The 19,174-nt window shown below is 60.5% G+C and carries 14 protein-coding genes and 2 riboswitches; of the genes, 7 read left to right on the top strand and 7 right to left on the bottom strand.

Annotated elements, in window-relative coordinates:
- Positions 1-58: 58 nt before the first annotated feature.
- Both hutX and hutZ read left to right on the top strand, forming a co-directional pair.
- On the top strand, positions 59-571 hold the full coding sequence (gene hutX, locus AB5Y73_RS09190) for a heme utilization cystosolic carrier protein HutX (protein ID WP_107683520.1): 513 nt from the start codon (positions 59-61) through the stop codon (positions 569-571).
- Positions 568-1,125, top strand: a complete 558-nt coding sequence (gene hutZ / locus AB5Y73_RS09185; protein WP_005335257.1) for a heme utilization protein HutZ — start codon at positions 568-570, stop codon at positions 1,123-1,125. The genes hutX and hutZ overlap by 4 nt, the downstream gene beginning before the upstream one ends.
- A gap of 87 nt (positions 1,126-1,212) precedes the next feature.
- Here hutZ and AB5Y73_RS09180 read toward each other — a convergent pair whose 3' ends face one another.
- The 3 genes from AB5Y73_RS09180 to AB5Y73_RS09170 are packed head-to-tail and all read right to left on the bottom strand — an operon-like array spanning position 1,213 to position 3,186.
- On the bottom strand, positions 1,213-1,596 hold the full coding sequence (locus AB5Y73_RS09180) for a hypothetical protein (RefSeq protein ID WP_005335256.1): 384 nt from the start codon (positions 1,594-1,596) through the stop codon (positions 1,213-1,215).
- Positions 1,597-1,633: 37 nt separating this feature from the next.
- Complete coding sequence (locus AB5Y73_RS09175) at positions 1,634-2,188, bottom strand: cysteine hydrolase family protein (protein WP_005348211.1); 555 nt, start codon at positions 2,186-2,188, stop codon at positions 1,634-1,636.
- A 26-nt stretch (positions 2,189-2,214) separates the two neighbouring features.
- Complete coding sequence (locus AB5Y73_RS09170) at positions 2,215-3,186, bottom strand: ChaN family lipoprotein (protein ID WP_107683521.1); 972 nt, start codon at positions 3,184-3,186, stop codon at positions 2,215-2,217.
- 193 nt (positions 3,187-3,379) lie between these two features.
- Here AB5Y73_RS09170 and AB5Y73_RS09165 point away from each other — a divergent pair, with 193 nt between their 5' ends.
- A complete protein-coding gene (locus tag AB5Y73_RS09165) occupies positions 3,380-5,485 on the top strand; it encodes a TonB-dependent hemoglobin/transferrin/lactoferrin family receptor (RefSeq protein WP_005354204.1) in 2,106 nt (701 codons plus the stop codon).
- 285 nt (positions 5,486-5,770) lie between these two features.
- Positions 5,771-6,925, top strand: a complete 1,155-nt coding sequence (locus tag AB5Y73_RS09160; protein ID WP_107683522.1) for a 3-phenylpropionate MFS transporter — start codon at positions 5,771-5,773, stop codon at positions 6,923-6,925.
- A 76-nt stretch (positions 6,926-7,001) separates the two neighbouring features.
- Here AB5Y73_RS09160 and AB5Y73_RS09155 read toward each other — a convergent pair whose 3' ends face one another.
- Genes AB5Y73_RS09155 through AB5Y73_RS09145 form a run of 3 tightly spaced genes read right to left on the bottom strand, consistent with a single transcriptional unit; the run spans position 7,002 to position 8,992 of the window.
- Entirely contained in the window at positions 7,002-8,219 is a 1,218-nt protein-coding gene (locus AB5Y73_RS09155) for a hypothetical protein (RefSeq protein ID WP_107683523.1), read from the bottom strand.
- 7 nt (positions 8,220-8,226) lie between these two features.
- Positions 8,227-8,436 (bottom strand): helix-turn-helix transcriptional regulator, encoded by a 210-nt coding sequence (locus tag AB5Y73_RS09150; RefSeq protein ID WP_005335250.1) that lies wholly within the window; start codon positions 8,434-8,436, stop codon positions 8,227-8,229.
- Positions 8,437-8,443: 7 nt separating this feature from the next.
- A complete protein-coding gene (locus AB5Y73_RS09145; RefSeq protein ID WP_118854663.1) occupies positions 8,444-8,992 on the bottom strand; it encodes a DUF2975 domain-containing protein in 549 nt (182 codons plus the stop codon).
- Between the two features lie 215 nt (positions 8,993-9,207).
- Between AB5Y73_RS09145 and AB5Y73_RS09140 the strand changes: the two genes are divergently transcribed.
- Positions 9,208-12,663: a PAS domain-containing hybrid sensor histidine kinase/response regulator gene (locus tag AB5Y73_RS09140; RefSeq protein ID WP_107683525.1), complete on the top strand. Its 3,456-nt coding sequence runs from the start codon at positions 9,208-9,210 to the stop codon at positions 12,661-12,663.
- A gap of 234 nt (positions 12,664-12,897) precedes the next feature.
- Positions 12,898-12,985, top strand: a riboswitch (cyclic di-GMP riboswitch).
- Positions 12,986-13,087: 102 nt separating this feature from the next.
- Positions 13,088-15,682: a glycosyl hydrolase family 18 protein gene (locus AB5Y73_RS09135; protein WP_368147497.1), complete on the top strand. Its 2,595-nt coding sequence runs from the start codon at positions 13,088-13,090 to the stop codon at positions 15,680-15,682.
- A gap of 137 nt (positions 15,683-15,819) precedes the next feature.
- Here AB5Y73_RS09135 and AB5Y73_RS09130 read toward each other — a convergent pair whose 3' ends face one another.
- Entirely contained in the window at positions 15,820-15,987 is a 168-nt protein-coding gene (locus AB5Y73_RS09130) for a hypothetical protein (protein ID WP_235686269.1), read from the bottom strand.
- A gap of 315 nt (positions 15,988-16,302) precedes the next feature.
- Positions 16,303-16,390, top strand: a riboswitch (cyclic di-GMP riboswitch).
- 99 nt (positions 16,391-16,489) lie between these two features.
- Between AB5Y73_RS09130 and AB5Y73_RS09125 the strand changes: the two genes are divergently transcribed.
- Entirely contained in the window at positions 16,490-19,102 is a 2,613-nt protein-coding gene (locus AB5Y73_RS09125) for a glycosyl hydrolase family 18 protein (RefSeq protein WP_181497112.1), read from the top strand.
- Positions 19,103-19,174: the final 72 nt, after the last annotated feature.

The raw sequence follows: 19,174 nt of genomic DNA, 5'->3' as shown, positions 1-19,174 counted from the left end.
ATTAGAGTAGCCGCCATGATAAACAGCGGGACGACCTGGTCCCGCAGAGGGAGAAAACATGAGCATTGCACAACGCATTCACGCGCTGCTGGAGCAGGATCCCGGCGCTCATCCGTCCACCCTGGCGGCCCAGCTTGCCATCAGCGAATGGGAGGTGGTTCGCCATCTGCCCGCCGAGCTGGTGACTCTGCTACCCGCCAATCGCGCACAAGGTCTGCTGGAAGATTTGGCCGACTGGGGCCCGGTGACCACCATCGTCGAATCAGAAGGATCCATCTTCGAGGTAAAAGCCCCCTTCCCGAAAGGCAAGGACGCACGCGGTTACTACAACCTGATGGGCCGCGACGGTGAGCTGCATGGTCATCTTAAGCTCGACAACGTGGCGGGGATTGCGCTGGTCAGCAAGCTGTTCATGGGCAAGGAGGGGCACTCCTTCCAGTTCTTCGGTCACTCCGGCCGCTGCATTTTCAAGGTCTATCTGGGTCGCGACGAGAAACGCCAGCTGCTGGCCGATCAGGTCACCCGTTTTATGGCGCTGCGCCACAACTCTCAAGAGGAAGTCAAAGCATGAGTGAACGTCAGGAGCGTCTGCAGAACCGCCTGCAACCGGAGATCCGCGAGTTTCGCGACAGCTGCCGCACCCTGCAGCTCGCCACCGTCGATGGCGAAGGCAATCCCAACGCCAGCTATGCCCCGTTCGTGCTGCAGGAAGATGGCTACTATGTGCTGATCTCCGAGATCGCCCGCCACGCCCGCAACCTGCAACAGGTGCCCCGGGTATCCCTGATGCTGATCGAGGATGAGAGCGGTGCCCGCGAGCTGTTTGCCCGCAAGCGCTTGACCTTCGATGCGGTGGCTGAAGTGGTGGCCCGTGACGACGCCCGCTGGAGCAAGGCGGTGGCGGCACTGGAAGGTCGTTTTGGCGAGATCATCAAGGGTCTCTCCAACCTCAAGGATTTCAAACTGTTCCGCCTCAAGCCGGAACAGGGGCTGTTCGTCAAGGGCTTCGGCCAGGCGTTCGCGGTCTCCGGTGACGAGCTGGTGGATTTCGTCCATCTGGTGGAAGGGCACAAGCGCATCGACAACGGTGCCGAGCTCACCAGCCCGGCCGATGCGCCGGTCTGACGATCCCTGTCGACCACGACAGCCGTCATAACACAACGGGCAGCCACTGGGCTGCCCGTTTTTATTGCATTATCTCATCCGGTCTTTTCAATCCTGCCAGCTGGCCTTGTTGGGAAAAGCGCGACGATCGGCATCGGTGGCCGTTTCGTTGCACTCTCCCCGCACCTTCCAGGAGGTCTGGCTCAGTACGATGTAGCCCTGGCGGCAATACTGCTTGGTCGCCAGGGTCTCGGTCAGCAGGTTCTCCTGTAACGCCTCCCGCTGTTCCAGCAGCCGCTGGCTCTGGGCCGCCGAGAGACCGCGTGGCAAGGTGTCGTTGGGCGCGGCTTCAAAGGTGAAGCGCTTGCTCCCCTCCTCGTTGATGTGGGTCAGAAACAGGGGCTCCGGCCCGTCATACTTCTGTCCGGGCAAGCTGGAGCAGGCCGACAGCAGGGGAACAATCAACAACAGGGTGGCAGACAACAGGCGCACGACAGACTCCAGTGAGAAACGAAGCGAGGCTCGCAGATTAGCATGGCTGCAGGGCGGGTGTTACTGCCAGCAGCTCGTCGGTGGTGAGCAGGGTCACACTGCGCCCCTCCGGCAGGCTGAGGTGGCGCCACATCCAGTGATGGTGCTCGGTGATCTGGGCTGCGCTCAGATGGGGGCGATCAGCGGTGGTGTGACCATCGCTCAACACCAGCACCTCGTACCCATGGGAGGCGGCACTGCGCACCGTGGTGTCGACGCAAAAATCGGTGGCACAGCCACAGAGAATGAGTCGATCGACCGGCTGCTCGGCCAGCAGGAAGGCGAGCTCGGTGTCGAGAAAGCTGTCACAGGCCGTTTTGCGCACCCGGCTCTCTCCCTTGGCCGGTTGCAGCGCACTGTGCAACTGCCAACCCGGTGTGCCCGGTTCCAGTTCGGTACCGGGGGGCGAGTCATGCTGGATATAGATGACCCGTCCCTGTTGCTGCCTGACATGGGCCGCAGCCCGATTGATATTGGCCAGCACTTGCTCCTGGCGGTAACGGGGCTCGTTGAACAAGCCTTGCTGCACATCGATGATCAGTAACACATCCATTTTCTTACCCGCCGTTTCCTTGAAGATTAGGGTTGCAGCCACTGGCTGCAGTCACGACTGCGGGATTGATGCAGCGCGCCCATATCTTGCTTCATCTCGTCACTGTTTTGCCAGCGCTTAGGCAGCGGCATGATGGTTACCTGCACATCGGCTGCGGGATCTGCAACAGAGGTCTCATCTGTACGGGGCACGACCAGCGCTACCTTGAGGGCAGGATTGCGGCTGGCGATGCGACTGGCGAGCCCAAGCCCCCCCTCGACGTGGAAATTGCCGGCGATATGCATGATCTGCTGGCCCGGGTGCTTGGCGAGATAATCCACCATGCTCTCGGCCATGGTGTCATCCCAACTGGTCTGGGCGGCGAAGCGGCGGGCGTTGCTGTCGGCGTCGCCGTGGTGCATGGAGGCCATAAATTTCTGTTTATAGGGATCATCCCCCAGCGTCAGTTGGCGGGCCAGCTGGCTGCGGCGCGACGCGGGCAGTTTGTCTAGCCACTCAGCCCCCTCCTGACCGACACAGCTCACCAGCGGCTTGGGGGCGTTGGCTGCGATCACCGGCATCTGGTGCGCTTTGGCAAACTCTACCAGCGGGCGGTAGTCGCTCGGATAGTTGGGCCAGGCGTTGCCTTCGCGGATCAAGGCCGCTTCACCAATCTGGTTCGCCAGATAGGCATCCAGCATCTTCTGATCGGCGCGGCTGAACTGCTCCATGGAGAGGGCCAATGGCCGCCCGTGCTGCTGGCCAGCGGTGTAGAGCCCGCTCAGCAGGCGCGATTGCAACAGATGCACGGCGGGATGGCTATGCAGCTCACCCACCAGAATGATGTCGGCGTCGGCAATGCGCGCGATCGCCTGCTCCAGCGTCAGGTCTGCTTCTTTTTCGCTGCTTAGCCGGTAGTCATAGAGCGTCTGCAACTGTGATGACTGGGTCGGTTGGGTGGGGGTGGCACAGGCTGCCAGTAGCAGCGGCAGGGCGAGCAGGGGAAGTCGTCTAATCATGGGATCTCACGGCTGATATGCCCGGATGCCGGTGCATCTCGGGGGGCTAATAGAGAATAAGGGCAACACAGGGCGACAGTGTAAAACCAATTTGGTTCAAAACAAATGAGAATGATTTCGTTTCTTGTTGATCTTTGTCGAGAGCCGGGTAATATGCGGCCTGTTTGATAACAGTTCTCAATAAGGATTCGCTGTGACCCATCATAACGCACTCTCTCTGGTTGCCCTCGCCGTGGCAGCCGGTCTCTCTTCCCAGGTCTTTGCTGCCACCCAGAAGGCGGATGAAGTCGTGGTCGTCAGCGGCTCACGGATGGAGCAAAAACTGGAAGATGTCTCCGGCCCCATCTCGGTGATCACCGCCAAGCAGATTGAAGAGCAGGTCGTCACCAACGTCGCCGACCTGTTCCGCTACGAACCCGGTGTGACCGTGCTCGGCGGCCAGGGGGATGCGCAGACCTTTATCATCCGCGGCATGGGTGAAAACCGGGTCAAGGTGGTGCGCGACGGTGTGCGCCAGAACGATGCCTACAGCAAGGGTGGTGTCGGCCAGAGCTACTTTGATACCGACATGATCAAACAGGTAGAAGTGGCCAAGGGGCCCGCTTCTGCCGCCTACGGCTCCGATGCGCTGGGTGGCGTGATTGCCATCACCACCAAGGATGCCAGCGATTTCCTCAAGGGTAAGGATAGTTATCTGGACGTGACCAGCGGTTACGCCTCCAGCAGCCACCAGAAGATGGCGGGCTTTACCGGCGCCTTGCGCACTGGTGAAGTGGAGAACCTGCTGCGCTACACCTGGCGCGATGGCGGTGTGACCCAGAATTTCGACTCCACCAAGAACGACTTCGATATCGGTACCCACGCCCTGCTGCTCAAGAGCAAGTGGAACCTCTCTGATGAGCAGTTCCTCAAGCTGACCGTTGACTACCTGACCGATGGCGAGGAGCCGGATGCGGTCAAGCTCAACAAGGTCGGTACCGGTACTGCCCGCGTGTTCGATCAGCCCATCACCGACAAGCAGACCGACAACCTCTCTGTGGTGCTGGATCACGGCATCGCGCTAAATCAAGGCTGGGCCGATCGGATGGATAGCAAGGTCTACTTCGCCCGCACCAAGCAGACGCTGGATCAGTACGCCTCATCCAAGTATCCGGTCAGCCCCGGCAACCCCTATGTGACCAAAAACTCGCTGGATCACAACGTGTTTGATCAGAAGAACATCGGCGCCCAGCTGCAGTTCCACAAGGCGGTCGCCAACCACCGCCTGGCCTGGGGGGCTGAATACGAGCACACCGACAACGAACGTACCCGTTACAAGGGGCCGACGACTCCCGGTGATTTTGTCGGCTACAACGAGCTGAGTTTCCCGGCTACCACCAGCGAGCGCAGCGCCCTGTGGGCCTTTGACGAGATTAAGTTTGGCGAGCGCTGGGTGCTCACCCCGGGTGCCCGTTATGACTACTACCGGATGACTCCGGACAACGATCCGGCCTACACCGGAGACAAGCTGCACAAGTTCTCGGAAGGGGAGTTGTCACCCAAGCTGGGTCTGGTGTTCAAGGCCCACGAGGCGGCCAACCTGTTCGCCCAGTACAGCCACGGTTTCAAGGCCCCCATGTATGACAGTGCCTTCTCCACCCTGAACCATCAGGCGTACGGCTATCGCATCGAGCCCAACCCGAACCTCAATCCGGAGAGCAGCGACGGCATCGATCTCGGCGTGCGTGGCAGCAGCAACGGCTTCAGCTATGAAGTAGCCAGCTTCTACAACAAGTTTGAAGACTTCATCGAGATGGTAGAAGTGGGCAAAGAGGGGCGCACCGCCGTCTACCAGTACCAGAACCTGAGCAAGGCGACCACCAAAGGGGTCGAAGCCAAGGCGGATTACTGGCTCAACGACATCGTCAATGTATGGGGCAACCTCGCTTACATCGAAGGCAAGGATGGGGATGGCAACTACATCAACAGCCTGAGCCCGCTCAATGGCTCGATCGGTGTGCGTCTGGAACAGTCCCAATGGAACTTCAACACCGCGCTGCGCTTTGCTGACGACATGGACAAAGTCCGTAAAGACAGCAAAGGCAACGATTACGTGAAGAGCGCCGGTTGGGGTGTGGTAGATATGTACGCCCAGTTCAACCCGATGACCGACCTGCAGCTCAACGTCGGGGTCTTCAACCTGTTTGACAAGGAGTACACCAGCTACGAGCGCATCGCCGGTCGTGCCGAGGGCTCCGATAACAGCATGATGACCGAACCGGGCCGCAACCTGAGTGCACGGGTCAAATACGTATTCTAAAGAGCAAACAACAGACGCAGATGATCAAAGGGGCTTCGGCCCCTTTTTTGTCGCCGCCATGTTGTGACGATGGAGCAGAGGTTTGCCTAAAAAAAGAAACCCGCCGTGGGCGGGTGGAAGGATTGCAACACTAACCAGGAGGAGGTGTTACCAAGTAGACCCCACCTCTTCGGTAATAGTTCAATTTTATTGAAGTTTTTTCGTTTTCTGCGCAGGGTTTCCATCGGGATCTGCGGGGGAGGATGGGTTATCATTCTGCTCCCGTCATCCGGTTGCAGAGGATCTATGCCCGCGTTTTCCTGGTTAGCGCTCTTTTTCGGCGCCTTCTATTTTGTCTACGGTGCTTACTTGCCGTTCTGGTCGCTCTGGCTGGAAGGGGTGGGCGTCAGCGCCGAGATGATTGGTCTGTTGCTGGGGGCGGGGATGGCGATCCGCTTTGCCGGCAACCTGATGGTGATGGGGCAGATCAAGGGGGCGGGCCATCTGCTGCCGGTTACCCGGTTGCTCTCCCTGCTCAGTCTGCTGGCGTTTCTCGGCTTCTATCTCAGTCATAACCTCTGGTGGCTGGTGGGCTTGACCCTGCTGGCGAACTTTATCTATCCGACTCTGATGCCGGTGGGGGAGGCGCTGGCGACCCGCATGGTGGTGCAGGCGCACCTCGATTACGGCAAGGTGCGGCTGTGCGGCTCCTTTGCCTTTATTGTCGCCTCTACCCTGGTGGGGGCGCTGGTGGGCAACTTCGGTAGTGACTGGATTTTGCACACCATGGTGGCGGGGCTGGTGCTGATGCTGCTGCTCAGCTGGCTGCCGCTCTATCCGGCGCCACAGGATAGTCAGGGCGAGCGCGCCAAGGCGTCCTTGCTGGCAACCCTGCGCAGCGCACCGGTGCGCCGTTTCCTGCTGCTGACAGCTTTGCTGCAGGGGAGCCACGCCGCCTATTACGGTTTCAGCGCCATCTACTGGAAGGCGCAAGGGTATAGCGGCACCATCATCGGCTATCTCTGGGCGCTCGGGGTGGTGGCCGAGATCTGCATGTTTGCCGCCGACAAGCGGTTCTTGCAGCGCTTTGGCGCCCAGAGTCTCTTTATCGCCGGTGCCATCGGTTGTGTGGTGCGCTGGGTATTGCTCGGGGCCTCGACCGAGTTGTGGGTACTGGTGCTGGGGCAACTGCTCCACTCGGTCACCTTTGGCATGAGCCATCTGGGGGCTGTGCGCTTCATGACTCGCCAGCTGCCCGCCGAGCAGTTGATCCCGACTCAGGCGCTCTATGCGGCCCTTGGCCTCGGCATGACGGTGGCTGCTCTGATGGCACTCTGCGGCGTGCTGTTCGAGCCTCTCGGCGGCGGCATCTTCTTCCTGATGGTGCTGGTGGTCTTGCCGGTGTTCTTCCTGCGGCTGCGCCCCTTTGCGCCGTCTGCGCAGGAGAGGGCTCCGGTCTGATAGTTGTCTATTTGAATCATCACCTAACAAAAGGGAGAGCCACGGCTCTCCCTTTTTCGTTGTCGCGGTTGCGCTGTTATTGCTGCTCGCCCAGATAGAGGCGGCTGAGGCGGCGCCAGGTATCCGAGCCGATGGTGCCGGCAAGCAGCTCATTGGATGCAGCATCAAAGCGGCCATCCGGCAGCCAGCCCAGTTGGGGCAGCAGTTGCGCCATCGTCACGTCATTGTGCTGCAGCTCCCGCTCCAGCGCTTCCCAGAAGGCGCTCCCCTTGACGTAAAAGAGCGGGTAGTAGGAGCGATCGCCCGCCAGCACCTCGCGAGCCGCCCGATAGAGGCCACTCTCGCGATGGGACAGCTGTTTGCCCCGCTCGGCCAGCTCGTTGACCGCTGTGACCTGATGCAGCCGAAAGCGGCGCAGCGCCTTGATGGCGAGGTACTCGGCGAGGCTCTCGTTGACCCAGGTGGGTTGTGGCGCAGTATGGCGAGCGCTGAGGATATGCACCGCCTCGTGGGCCGAGGTGCGCAGCAGGCGCAAGGGGGCCTGTGGCGTCGGCTTGCCAGCCTCGGTGGGGTAGTTGGCGACAAACACCTGATCCCCAGCTGCGCCGCCAAGGGATCGGGTCGCCACATCCCGCCCCAGCCACACCAGTTGCCACGGGTGAGTGGGCGGATCCACATCGAGCTGGAAGGCCAGATAGTCGATGATCTCATTCAGTTGCTGCTGCAAGGCCGGCAGATCGAACTGGTTGGCGGTCTCGTCATGGCTCAGCACCAGCCGCGGATCCGGCTTGGTGACGGGCACTGTGTCCAGACCAAACGGCAGGATCAGCGGCGGCTGGTTGACATCCGGCAGTGGTTGGCAGCTGCCATCCGGCAGACAAACCTTTCCTTGGCGATTCCCCATCTGGCGCACAAAGTTACCCCACTCGGTCAATAGCCACTGATTGGGTGCGAACAGAAGCGACTGTTGGGCCGAGGCATCAGCACCCAGTGCCGGAGCGGGTGTGAGCGTGATTTGCCAGCCAACCTCTTTGCAGGAGAAGGGCTGGTTGAGGGCAACCGGCTGGTTGTCTGCAAGGCAGACCAGCGCGGGGGAAACCGGCGTGGCACTGCCCGGCAACTGACGAGCGGGGAGCAAGGTAAAGGGAGGCTTGCCCTGCATGGTGAGGCGCACTTGCAGCACATTGGCGCTTGCGCCCTGCTCGATAAGGTAGCGGGGGCCGTTCGCGTCATTGCCAGCGCAGGCCCACAGCGGCAGCAGCCACAGGGCAAACAGGGTGATATGACGACTCATAAGAGGGTTAGCGCTCCTGCTCGTAGCCCAGCAGATCGCCGGGCTGGCATTTGAGTTCACGGCAGATGGCCTCCAGGGTGGAGAAGCGCACCGCCTTGGCGTGGCCATTCTTGAGGATCGAGAGGTTGGCCTCGGTGATGTCGATGCGCTGGGCCAGTTCGCGGGCGGTCATTTTGCGCTCTGCCAGTAGGGCATCGAGGCGGATGATAATGGGCATACGTTCCTCACACCGTCAGTTGCTGTTCATCGGCCAGCAGTTTGGCCTCGCGCATGACCAGTGCCAGCGCCAGTACGATCAGTCCCGCCAGCAGTACCCGGAAATCTGAGGTACTCAGCGCTATGGTACCGAGTACTTCCGGGCCTCTCATGGTGAGCACCGTATCCAGCAAGGGGGTCAGGATCAATTCGACCAGGAAGGTTGTACAGAGCAGCAGTCCGATCTGCCGGTAGCGGCGGATCTGCTCGAAGGTGAAGAGCAGACCGGCGCGGTAGCCGCGAAACAGCTGACGCAGTTGCCAGAGCATCATCATAAAGACCAGATCCGGCAACAGCTGCACCAGGGTGCCGAGCAGCCGGGTGGAGAAGTGAAGGGGATAGTCGGCAGGATTGATGCCGGGGCGGCTCAAGATGGTATTGAGTTTATCCTGCAGAAAATCGGCGCCACCGAAGGGGGTCCACACCTCCAGCAAGGTGATCAAAGGGGTTGCTAGCAGTGCCAGCAGTAGCAGCCATTCGATCAGCATGCTCGAGCGTTCGAGTTTGTTGGAAATCATCTCATTCCTCACTGTGATGGTTTTATCTGAAAGGTAAAGTTTATCGTTTATCAATATTTACACCGATAATGTTTATTGTTTTGCGATATACAGTCAAGATAAAACTTATTGAAAAACGATAATTTCAATCTGTCCGAAGGGGATGACTTTTGGCTGCTGCCTCTCTAGACTGGCGAGGCTGTATACAAAAACTCAACATGGACAAGGAGTTATCGATGCACCAGGGATGGCTGCTGATCGGATTGTCGCTCACCTATCTGGGGCTGCTGTTTCTGATCGCCTTCGTGGCAGACAAGCACAAACGGCACCGTCTCAAGGGGCAACCGCTGCTCTACAGCCTGTCGCTGGCGGTCTACTGCACCTCCTGGACCTTCTTCGGCACCGTGGGGCAGGCGAGTGAATCCCCCTGGTCGCCGGTGCCCATCTACCTTGGCCCCATGCTGGTCTTTCTGTTTGGCTGGCGGCTGCTGGCTCGCCTTATTCTGGTGGCCAAGCGTGAGCACATCACCTCCATCGCCGACTTTATTGCCGCCCGTTACGGCAAATCCCAGCGGCTCGCCATGGTGATCGCCCTTATCGCCATCATGGGGATCCTCCCCTATCTGGTGTTGCAGCTTAAAGCCATCGTCACCGGGCTGGATCTGCTGATGGTCAACAGCGGCGGCATCAGCCCGACCAGCAATACCAGCGAGCTGGCGCTCGGGGTCACTCTGCTGCTGGCGCTGTTCAGCATCCTGTTCGGTACTCGCCATCTTGATGCCACCGAGCACCACAGGGGGATGGTGGTGGCCATCGCTTTCGAGTCGGTGGTCAAATTGCTGGCCTTTATCGCGGTGGGGGGCTTCGCCCTCTGGCTGATCCTGAGCAAACCGGGCGAGGCTCACGAACAGGTGACCCGCGACTTTTTTGCGCAGGTGGTGGCGGTGAGCCCCGGCAACCTGCTGGAGCTTGCCATCTATACGGTGCTGGCGATGTGCGCCGTTATCTGCCTGCCGCGCCAGTTTCATGTGACTGTGGTGGAGAACAATCAGGGGCAGGATTTGCACTGGGCGCGCTGGATCTTCCCGCTCTACCTGTTCGTGATGGGGCTCTTTATCTGGCCGTTGGCGCTGGCGGGCAAGCAGTGGGTGGGGGCTGACATGGCCTCCGACACCTATGTGATCAGTCTGCCGATGGCCCTCGGTTTCGATGGCATGGCGATGTTGGCGTTTCTCGGCGGTACTTCGGCGGCCACCGGCATGGTGATCGTCTGCACCATCGCGCTGGCGATCATGGTGAGCAACGATCTGGTGCTGCCAGTGTTGCTGCGCCGCTTCTGGCGGCAGGGGCGCGACGAGCGGCTGGTAAGGCTGCTGTTGCAGGTGCGCCGTGGCGCCATCCTGCTGATCTTGCTGGCGGCCTGGGGGCTCTACCTCTGGCTCGGCGATCTCACCAGCTTATCGCGCATCGGCTATCTCTCGTTTGGCGCGGTGGCCCAGTTTGCGCCAGCCCTGCTGCTCGGTCTCTACTGGCGTCACGGCAATCGCAAGGGGGTCTATCTTGGGTTGAGCCTCGGGGTGAGCCTCTGGTTCGTGACCTTGCTGGTGGAGAGCGGGCTGCTGGCCGGTTCACCGCTGGCTGAACTGCTGGCGCCGCCGGACTGGCCCGCGTTTCGCGAGCTGAGTCTCGGGGCCTGGTGCATCTTCCTGAGCCTGCTCTTCAACCTGCTCGGCTATGTGGCTGGTTCCTTGCTATCGCGCCCTGCGGTGAGCGAGCGGCTGCAGGCGGCCAACTTTGTCGGCAAGCCGAGCCGCGATACCGCCGCCCTCTATCAGGCGCGGGTCTCGGTCAAGGAGCTGGAGATGCTGGCGGCCCGCTTCGTCGGCTCAAGCCGGGTCAAGCGCGCTTTTGGTCGCTTCGCCGGTGAGCGGGGCGGCACCCTTGCTCCGCAGATGCAGGCCTCGGCCGAGCTGATTGCCCACACCGAGCGGCTGCTGGCGGGGGTGTTTGGCACCTCGTCGGCACGGCTGGTGCTCGCCTCTGCTCTGCAGGGGCGCAACATGCAGCTTGAGGAGATCGCCACCATAGTCGATGAGGCCTCCGACGTGTTTCGCTTCAACCGCGGCCTGCTGCAGGGGGCGATCGAGCATATCGGGCAGGGGATCTCGGTGGTGGACAGGGAGCTTCGGCTGGTGGCCTGGAACCGCCGCTATATCGAGCTGTTCCACTATCCGCCTGGGCTTATTCAGGCAGGGCGCCCCATTGAAGAGATCATCCGCTACAACGCCCAGCAGGGGCTCTGTGGCCCCGGCGATATCGAGGATCACGTGGCGCGGCGGGTCGCCTTTATGAAGCGGGGCAGCGCCCATATCTCGGCGCGGGAGCGCCCGGACGGGCGGGTGATCGAGATGCAGGGCAACCCCATGCCCGCCGGCGGTTTTGTCATGACCTTTACCGACATCACGCCGTTTCGCGATGCGGAGCGGGTGCTGCGCGAAGCGAACGAACATCTGGAGGCGCGGGTGGCCGAGCGTACCCGTGAGCTCTCCGAACTTAACCGCCAACTGCTGCTGGTGAACCAGCAGGTGGAGCGGGCCAATCAATCCAAGAGCCGTTTTTTGGCGGCGGTCAGCCACGATCTGACCCAACCTCTTAATGCCGCCAAGCTGTTTACCTCCTCCTTGCTGGAGATGTTGCCCGATGCTGGCGAGCAGGCCCGCATCGCCCGCCATATCGACGATGCGCTGGGGGCGACCGAGGATCTCATCACCGATCTGCTCGATATCTCGCGGCTCGAAGCGGGCAAGTTCAAGGCCAAGAAGCTCGACTTTGCCCTGCGCGATCTGCTCGACAACCTCAAGGCGGAGTTTGGCGTGCTGGCGCAGGCTGGGGGGATCCACTTCTCGGTGGTGGAGAGCAAGCACGCGGTACACAGCGATGTGCGGCTGCTGCGCCGGGTGCTGCAGAACTTCCTCACCAATGCGTTTCGCTACAACCCGGGGGGCCGGGTGCTGCTTGGTTGCCGCCGGATGGGGGAGAAGATCCGCATCGAGGTGTGGGACAACGGCCCCGGCATCCCGCAAGACAAGCAGGAGGCGATCTTCGACGAGTTCTCCCGCCTCGATCACTCCCGTACCGCCAAGGAGCAGGGGCTGGGTCTGGGGCTCGCCATCGCCCGTGGCATCTCGCAGGTGCTCGGTCATCAGCTCACATTGCAGAGCTGGCCGGGCAAGGGATCGGTCTTTGCGGTGACCCTCAATCTGGCGACCCGGCCGGTCACGGCCCATCAGTTGGCGCCGCCGGTGGCGCGCGACAGCCAGCTGGAAGGTGTAGCCGTGCTCTGTATCGACAACGAGCGGGACATTCTGACCGCCATGAGCACCCTGCTCGGCCGCTGGGGCTGCGAGGTGCGCTGCGCCGTCGATCTGGCCGAAGCCGAGGCGCTGGTGGCTGACGGGTTTGTGCCACGGCTGGTGCTCTCCGATTACCACCTCGACGATGGCAAGACCGGGTTGGAGGCGCTGGCTGCCCTGCAGCGGGTGTGTGGCGATGAACTGGGAGGGATCATCATCAGTGCCGATCGCAAGAGCGAGCTGCAGGCGCAGATCCGCGAGCGGGGGTATGGCTACATCAGCAAACCGGTCAAACCGCTCAAACTGCGGGCCCTGATGAACAGCCTGCTGCTGCGCTAGCCGCATCCGGGGCAGCTAGCCGTGAACCGGCTCACAAAACCGCGCAATGATCCTGTGGACCCTTGTCATGGATGAATGCCGAGAACAGAGATTTATTGGCGAAGATATCTTCATCTTCCTGAGTAATGGCTGCCAGTTACTCTATTAGCTTACCACTTTCGGTGAACGCCGACAGTGGCAGACCGGATTGGCACACTCTATAGTCGGGATGCGATTTTTTGCATCGCAAATGAAGTAACCGAAGGGCAAACCGATCGCAAGATCGGGACGCAAAGCTTCCGGTCCAGGGATGAGCCGTACTTGAGATAGCGGGGCCACCACAGGTTGTTGTGCACCTTTGCCAAGAGGCCGCACTGCCGTCTGCGTTACCTGTCAGGGCGTAGCCCTTTTCGTTGCCAACATAACGAAATAGGGAAATATAAAAATGCTAAGTCCAAAGCCTACCATGCTGGCCCTTGCGGTCGGTCTGTGCTGCGCCTCGTCCGCTTATGCTGCGGCGCCCGGCAAGCCGACCATCGGATGGGGCCCCACCAAGTTTTCCATCGTTGAAGTCGATCAGGCGGCCACTGCCTACAACAATCTGGTCAAGGTGAAGGATGCCGCCGATGTGGAGGTGAACTGGAACCTCTGGAGCGGTGACGTTGGCCAAAGTGCCAAGGTGCTGCTCAATGGTCAGGAGGTGTGGTCCGGTCCCTCCGCCGCTGCGGGCAGCGCCAAATTGAAGGTGAAGAAAGGGGGGCGCTATCAGATGCAGGTGGCGCTGTGCAACGCCGATGGCTGCACCCTCTCTGATGCCAAGGAGATCGTGGTCGCCGATACCGATGGCAGCCATCTGGCACCGCTCAAGTCCCCGTTGCAGGAGAACAACAAGCCCTACGCCAACAAGTCTGGCAAGGTGGTGGGGACTTACTATGTGGAGTGGGGCGTCTATGGCCGCAAGTTTACCGTCGACAAGATCCCGGCCCAGAACCTGACCCATATCCTCTACGGTTTTACCCCCATCTGCGGCGGGGATGGCCTCAACGACAGCCTCAAGGAGATCGAAGGGAGCTTCCAGGCACTGCAACGGGCGTGTGCCGGTCGCGCCGACTTCAAGGTGGCGATGCACGATCCCTGGGCCGCCATCCAGATGCCGCAAGGCAGCCTCACTGCCCATGACGAGCCCTACAAGGGCAACTTTGGCGCCCTGATGGCGCTCAAGCAGGCCTATCCGAACCTCAAGATCCTCCCCTCGGTCGGCGGTTGGACCCTCTCCGACCCCTTCTATTTCCTCGGTGACAAAACCAAGCGTGACGTGTTCGTCGGCTCGGTGAAAGAGTTCCTGCAGACCTGGAAGTTCTTCGACGGTGTGGACATCGACTGGGAGTACCCAGGCGGACAGGGTGCCAACCCGAAACTGGGCAGCCCGAGTGATGGTGCCACCTATGTTGCCCTGATGAAGGAGCTGCGGGCCATGCTCGACGAGCTGGAGGCCGAGACCGGGCGCCAGTATGAGCTCACCTCGGCCATCGGGGCGGGGGGCGACAAGATCCAGGATGTGGACTACAAGGCAGCCCAGCCCTACATGGACCACATCTTCATGATGACCTACGACTACAACGGTGCCTGGAGCAACACCGAGCTGGGTCACCAGACCAACCTCTATGCGGCAAGCTGGGATCCCGATACCAAGTACACCACCGACAAGGCGGTCAATCAGCTGCTGGCGCAGGGGGTTGAGCCGGGCAAGCTGGTGGTCGGTGCCGCCATGTATGGTCGTGGCTGGACCGGGGTAAGCGGTTATCAGGGCAACAACCCCTTCACCGGCAAGGCTACCGGTAAGGTGAAAGGCACCTGGGAGGACGGGGTGGTGGATTACCGCGACATCGTCAACAACCGGATGGGGGCGGGCTGGGAGAAGGGCTATGACGAGGTGGCAGAGGCGCCCTATCTGTTCAAGGCGGCGACCGGCGACCTCATCACCTATGACAACGAGCGCTCGGTCAAGGCCAAGGGGCAGTACGTGCTGGTCAACAAGCTCGGTGGCCTCTTCTCGTGGGAGATCGACGCCGACAACGGCGACATCCTCAATGCCATGCATGAAGGGTTGGGCCACGGCGAGGGGACGACTCCACCAGCCAACAAGCCGCCATTGGCCAATGCAGGCAGTGACCTCAAGGTGACCGGCCCGACCGAGGTGACGCTGGATGGTTCGGCCTCCCACGATCCGGAAAACAGCGCGCTCAGCTACAGCTGGAAGCAGATCTCCGGGCCGCAGGCTGCCCTGCTTGATGCCACTCAGGCCAAGGCCCGTGTTGTACTCGATGCGGTGACTGCCGACATTAATCTGGTGTTCGAGCTGGCCGTGACTGACGACCATAACCTCACCGCCCGCGATCAGGTGGTGGTCACCAACAAGGCGCCGCAGGCCAATCTGTCGCCTGTGGTGAGTGTAGCTGCAACGGCCTCTGTGGAGGCGGGCAAGCAGGTGACCATCAAGGCGACCGCCTCTGATCCGAACGGTGATCCTTTGACTTATCAGTGGAGTGTGCCGGCAGGCATCACCGCAACGGGCCAGAACAGCGCCACTCTGGTGGTCACCGGCCCGAGCGTAACCAGCGACACCGGCTATGACCTGAGCGTCACCGTCTCTGACGGCGGGCTGGATGCCAGCGCGGCAACCCGTCTGACGGTCAAACCGGCCAGCAGCGGCGGTGGTTGCACGGCGACCGATCCGGATGCGGCCAACTGGCCAGTCAGGAAAGCGGCCAGCACCTATAACAGCGGCGACAAGGTGAGCCACAACCAGCTGGTGTGGCAGGCCAAGTACTGGACCCAGGGCAACGAGCCGAGCCGCACCGCGGATCAGTGGCTGCTGGTGAGCAAGGTGCAACTGGGTTGGGATGCCAATGTGGCCTACAACGGTGGTGAGATCACCACCCATAACGGCCGTCAGTGGAAGGCGCAGTACTGGACCAAGGGCAATGAGCCTGGCAAACACGACGTCTGGCAGGATGTGGGAGCCGCCAGCTGTAAATAAGCATTGAATGGTGGCGGGGCATGCCAGTCATGCCCCGTTTTTTCTCCCCGCTTCGCCATATTCTGGCGGGCCTGCCAACCGGTTTCCCCACCCAGCTTCTCTTTTGTGCCTGCAAAGCGGCCCTTCCGGGCTAGTGATTAATGCTCTCCCTGATAGCTGGCATCTGTGCCGCACGCTGCCCTTTGCCAGCCATTGAGGATGTTGATAAGCCAGATCATCCCGGCCAGTGGCAAGGCATAAATCGTCAAACGAACAAATTTGTCGTATCTGGATAACCGGGTGCGTGAGGGCAATTCGCTGGGCATGAAGACACCTGCTGACCATGCAAAGCGGCGATCATAAATTCATTAGTTGCGATACAGATGGGTCTTTTGTCGCATATTGTTCTTACTCATTGATTTTTCTCAATTTGGTGTGATGCAGATCAAAAAAATGGTGTGAGGTATCTGGTTGGAGGTGATGAGATTAGGTCTGTATATCCGGCTGTTTTTTAAACATTAATTTCTTGAAAGTGGGTAATTGTCGGGGTTGGTAACTGGTGGGCTGGCAATGGTCCGATTTGCTTACTTATCAGAATTACCCTACAGTCAATCGGCGATTATTTATCGCCAGAAATAACGTTGTGACAAGGGCAAACCGATTGAAAAGTCGGGACGCAAAGCTTCCGGTCTAAGGGTCAAGACGACCTAGGATAGCGGGGCCACCACAGTAGAATGCAGGCTGCCTTTGCCAAGGGGTGGCCGTTTTTGTGTCACCTGTCGTGTTGCGTTGCCCTTTCGTTTTTCCAATAACGAAAAGGAAAGCAATATGCTAAGTCCAAAACCCGCACTGCTGGCCATGATGGTCGGTACCCTGCTCGCCTCCTCCGCCGCTTATGCGGCGGCTCCCGGCAAACCCGCCATCGGTTGGGGTCCCACCAAGTTTGCCATCGTCGAAGTCAGCCAGTCCGCGACCGCTTATAACGAGCTGGTCAAGGTGAAGGATGGCGCCGATGTGACCGTCACCTGGAATCTCTGGAACGGCGATATTGGCCAGAGTGCCAAGGTGCTGCTGGATGGCAAGGAAGTCTGGTCCGGTCCCTCTTCCGCCGCTGGCACAGCCACCTTCAAGGTGCACAAGGGGGGCCGCTATCAGATGCAGGTCGCGCTGTGCAACGGCGATGGCTGCACCCTGTCTGATGCCAAGGAGATCGTGGTCGCCGATACCGATGGCAGCCACCTTGCGCCGCTCAAGCCTGCTCTGCAGGAGAATAACAAACCCTATGTCAACAAGTCCGGCAAGGTGGTCGGCACCTACTATGTGGAGTGGGGGGTCTATGATCGCAACTTCACCGTGGACAAGCTGCCAGCCCAGAACCTGACCCATATCCTCTATGGCTTCACCCCGATCTGTGGCGGTGATGGCCTCAACGACAGCCTCAAAGAGATTTCTGGCAGCTTCCAGGCGCTGCAACGTGCCTGTGCCGGGCGCAAGGATTTCCAGGTCGCCATTCACGATCCTTGGGCCGCGCTGCAAAAAGGGCAGGGGTCACTGGTCGCCTGGGATGAGCCCTACAAGGGTAACTTTGGCAACCTGATGGCCCTCAAACAGGCCTATCCGGACCTGAAGATCCTCCCCTCCGTCGGTGGCTGGACCCTCTCCGACCCCTTCTTCTTCATGCATGACAAGGCCAAGCGTGATGTGTTCGTCGCCTCGGTCAAAGAGTTCCTGCAGACCTGGAAGTTCTTCGACGGTGTCGATATCGACTATGAGTTCCCGGGCGGCGATGGCGCCAACCCCAATCTGGGGGACAAGACCAAAGATGGTGAAACCTATGTGCTGATCATGAAGGATCTGCGCGCCATGCTCGACGAGCTGGAGGCCGAGACCGGTCGCACCTATCAGCTCACCTCTGCCATCGGTGCCGGTTACGACAAGATTGAGGATGTGGATTACAAGGCTGCCCAGCAGTACATGGACCACCTCTTCGTGATGAGTTACGACTACAACGGTGCCTGGAGCAATACCTCCCTGGGCCATCAGGCCAACCTCTATCAGGCCACCAACGGCTCGGCCAACAAGCGCTACAACACTGATGCAGCGGTGCAGCAGTTGCTGGCGCAGGGGGTCGACTCCGGGAAGCTGGTGATCGGTGCCGCCGCCTACGGTCGCGGCTGGAAAGGGGTGAGCGGCTATCAGGGCAACGATCCCTTCACCGGCACCGCCACCGGCAAGATCAAGGGCACCTGGGAAGATGGCGTGCTGGATTATCGCCACATCGTCAACAGCCATATGGGCTCAGGCTGGGAGTACAACTACGACGAGACTGCCGAAGCGGCCACCCTGTTCAAGCCCTCCACCGGCGAGCTGATCACCTATGACGACGAGCGCTCGGTCAAGGCGAAAGGCCAATATGTGCTGGCCAACAAGCTGGGCGGGCTCTTCTCCTGGGAGATCGATGCCGACAATGGCGACATCCTCAACGCCATGCATGAAGGTCTCGGTCACGGTGAAGGGGTTACCCCACCAGCCAACAAGCCGCCAGTGGCTAACGCAGGCAGCGATGTGGCGGTGACCGGCCCGGCTACCCTGACGCTGGATGGCTCCGCCTCCCACGACCCGGAAAATGGCACCCTCACCTATAGCTGGAAGCAGGTCTCCGGCCCGCAGGCCGCTCTGCTTGATGCCACTCAGGCCAAGGCCCGGGTTGTACTCGATGCGGTGACTGCCGACATCAATCTGGTGTTCGAGCTGACGGTAACTGATGACCATCAACTGACCGCCAGGGATCAGGTGGTGGTGACCAACAAGGCGCCGCAGCCCAACCTGCCTCCAGTGGTCACTCTGCCCGCCAGCGTCAAGGTGGAAGAGGGCAAGCAGGTGAGCATCACCGCCAAGGCATCCGACCCCAATGGCGACGAGCTGATCTATCAATGGCAAGTGCCTGCCGGTATCACGGCGACCGGCCAGAACAGCGCCACCCTGGTGGTCACCGGCCCGGCGGTGGATGTCGAAACCGGTTATGACCTCTCTGTGACCGTCTCCGATGGCGCACTCGATGCCAACGCGGCCACCCGTCTCACCGTCACGCCAATCAACGAAGGTGGTGAGGGTGGCTCTTGCAACACCACAGATCCGGAAGCAGCCAACGTTCCCGCATGGCAGGCCAGCAAGGTCTACAACGGCGGTGACAAGGTGAGCCATAACCAGCTGGTATGGCAGGCCAAGTACTGGACTCAGGGTAATGAGCCGAGCCGCGCCGCCGATCAGTGGGCGCTGGTGAGTCAGGTTGATCTGGGTTGGAACGCTGCCGTTGCCTACAACGGCGGGGATCTCACCAACCACAACGGCCGTCAGTGGAAGGCCAAGTGGTGGACTCAAGGCAATGAGCCGGGCAAGCACGATGTCTGGCTGGATGTCGGGGCAGCAAGCTGTAACTGAGGCCTCCTCACCGATGACGGGGCATGGCGACATGCCCCTCATTCCCGGTAGCAATATGAACGAGAACCCGAC

It is taken from the genome of Aeromonas sp. s7(2024) (genome assembly GCF_040907825.1).
Lineage (GTDB): Bacteria > Pseudomonadota > Gammaproteobacteria > Enterobacterales > Aeromonadaceae > Aeromonas > Aeromonas veronii.
This window is presented reverse-complemented; position numbering and strand designations above follow the sequence as displayed.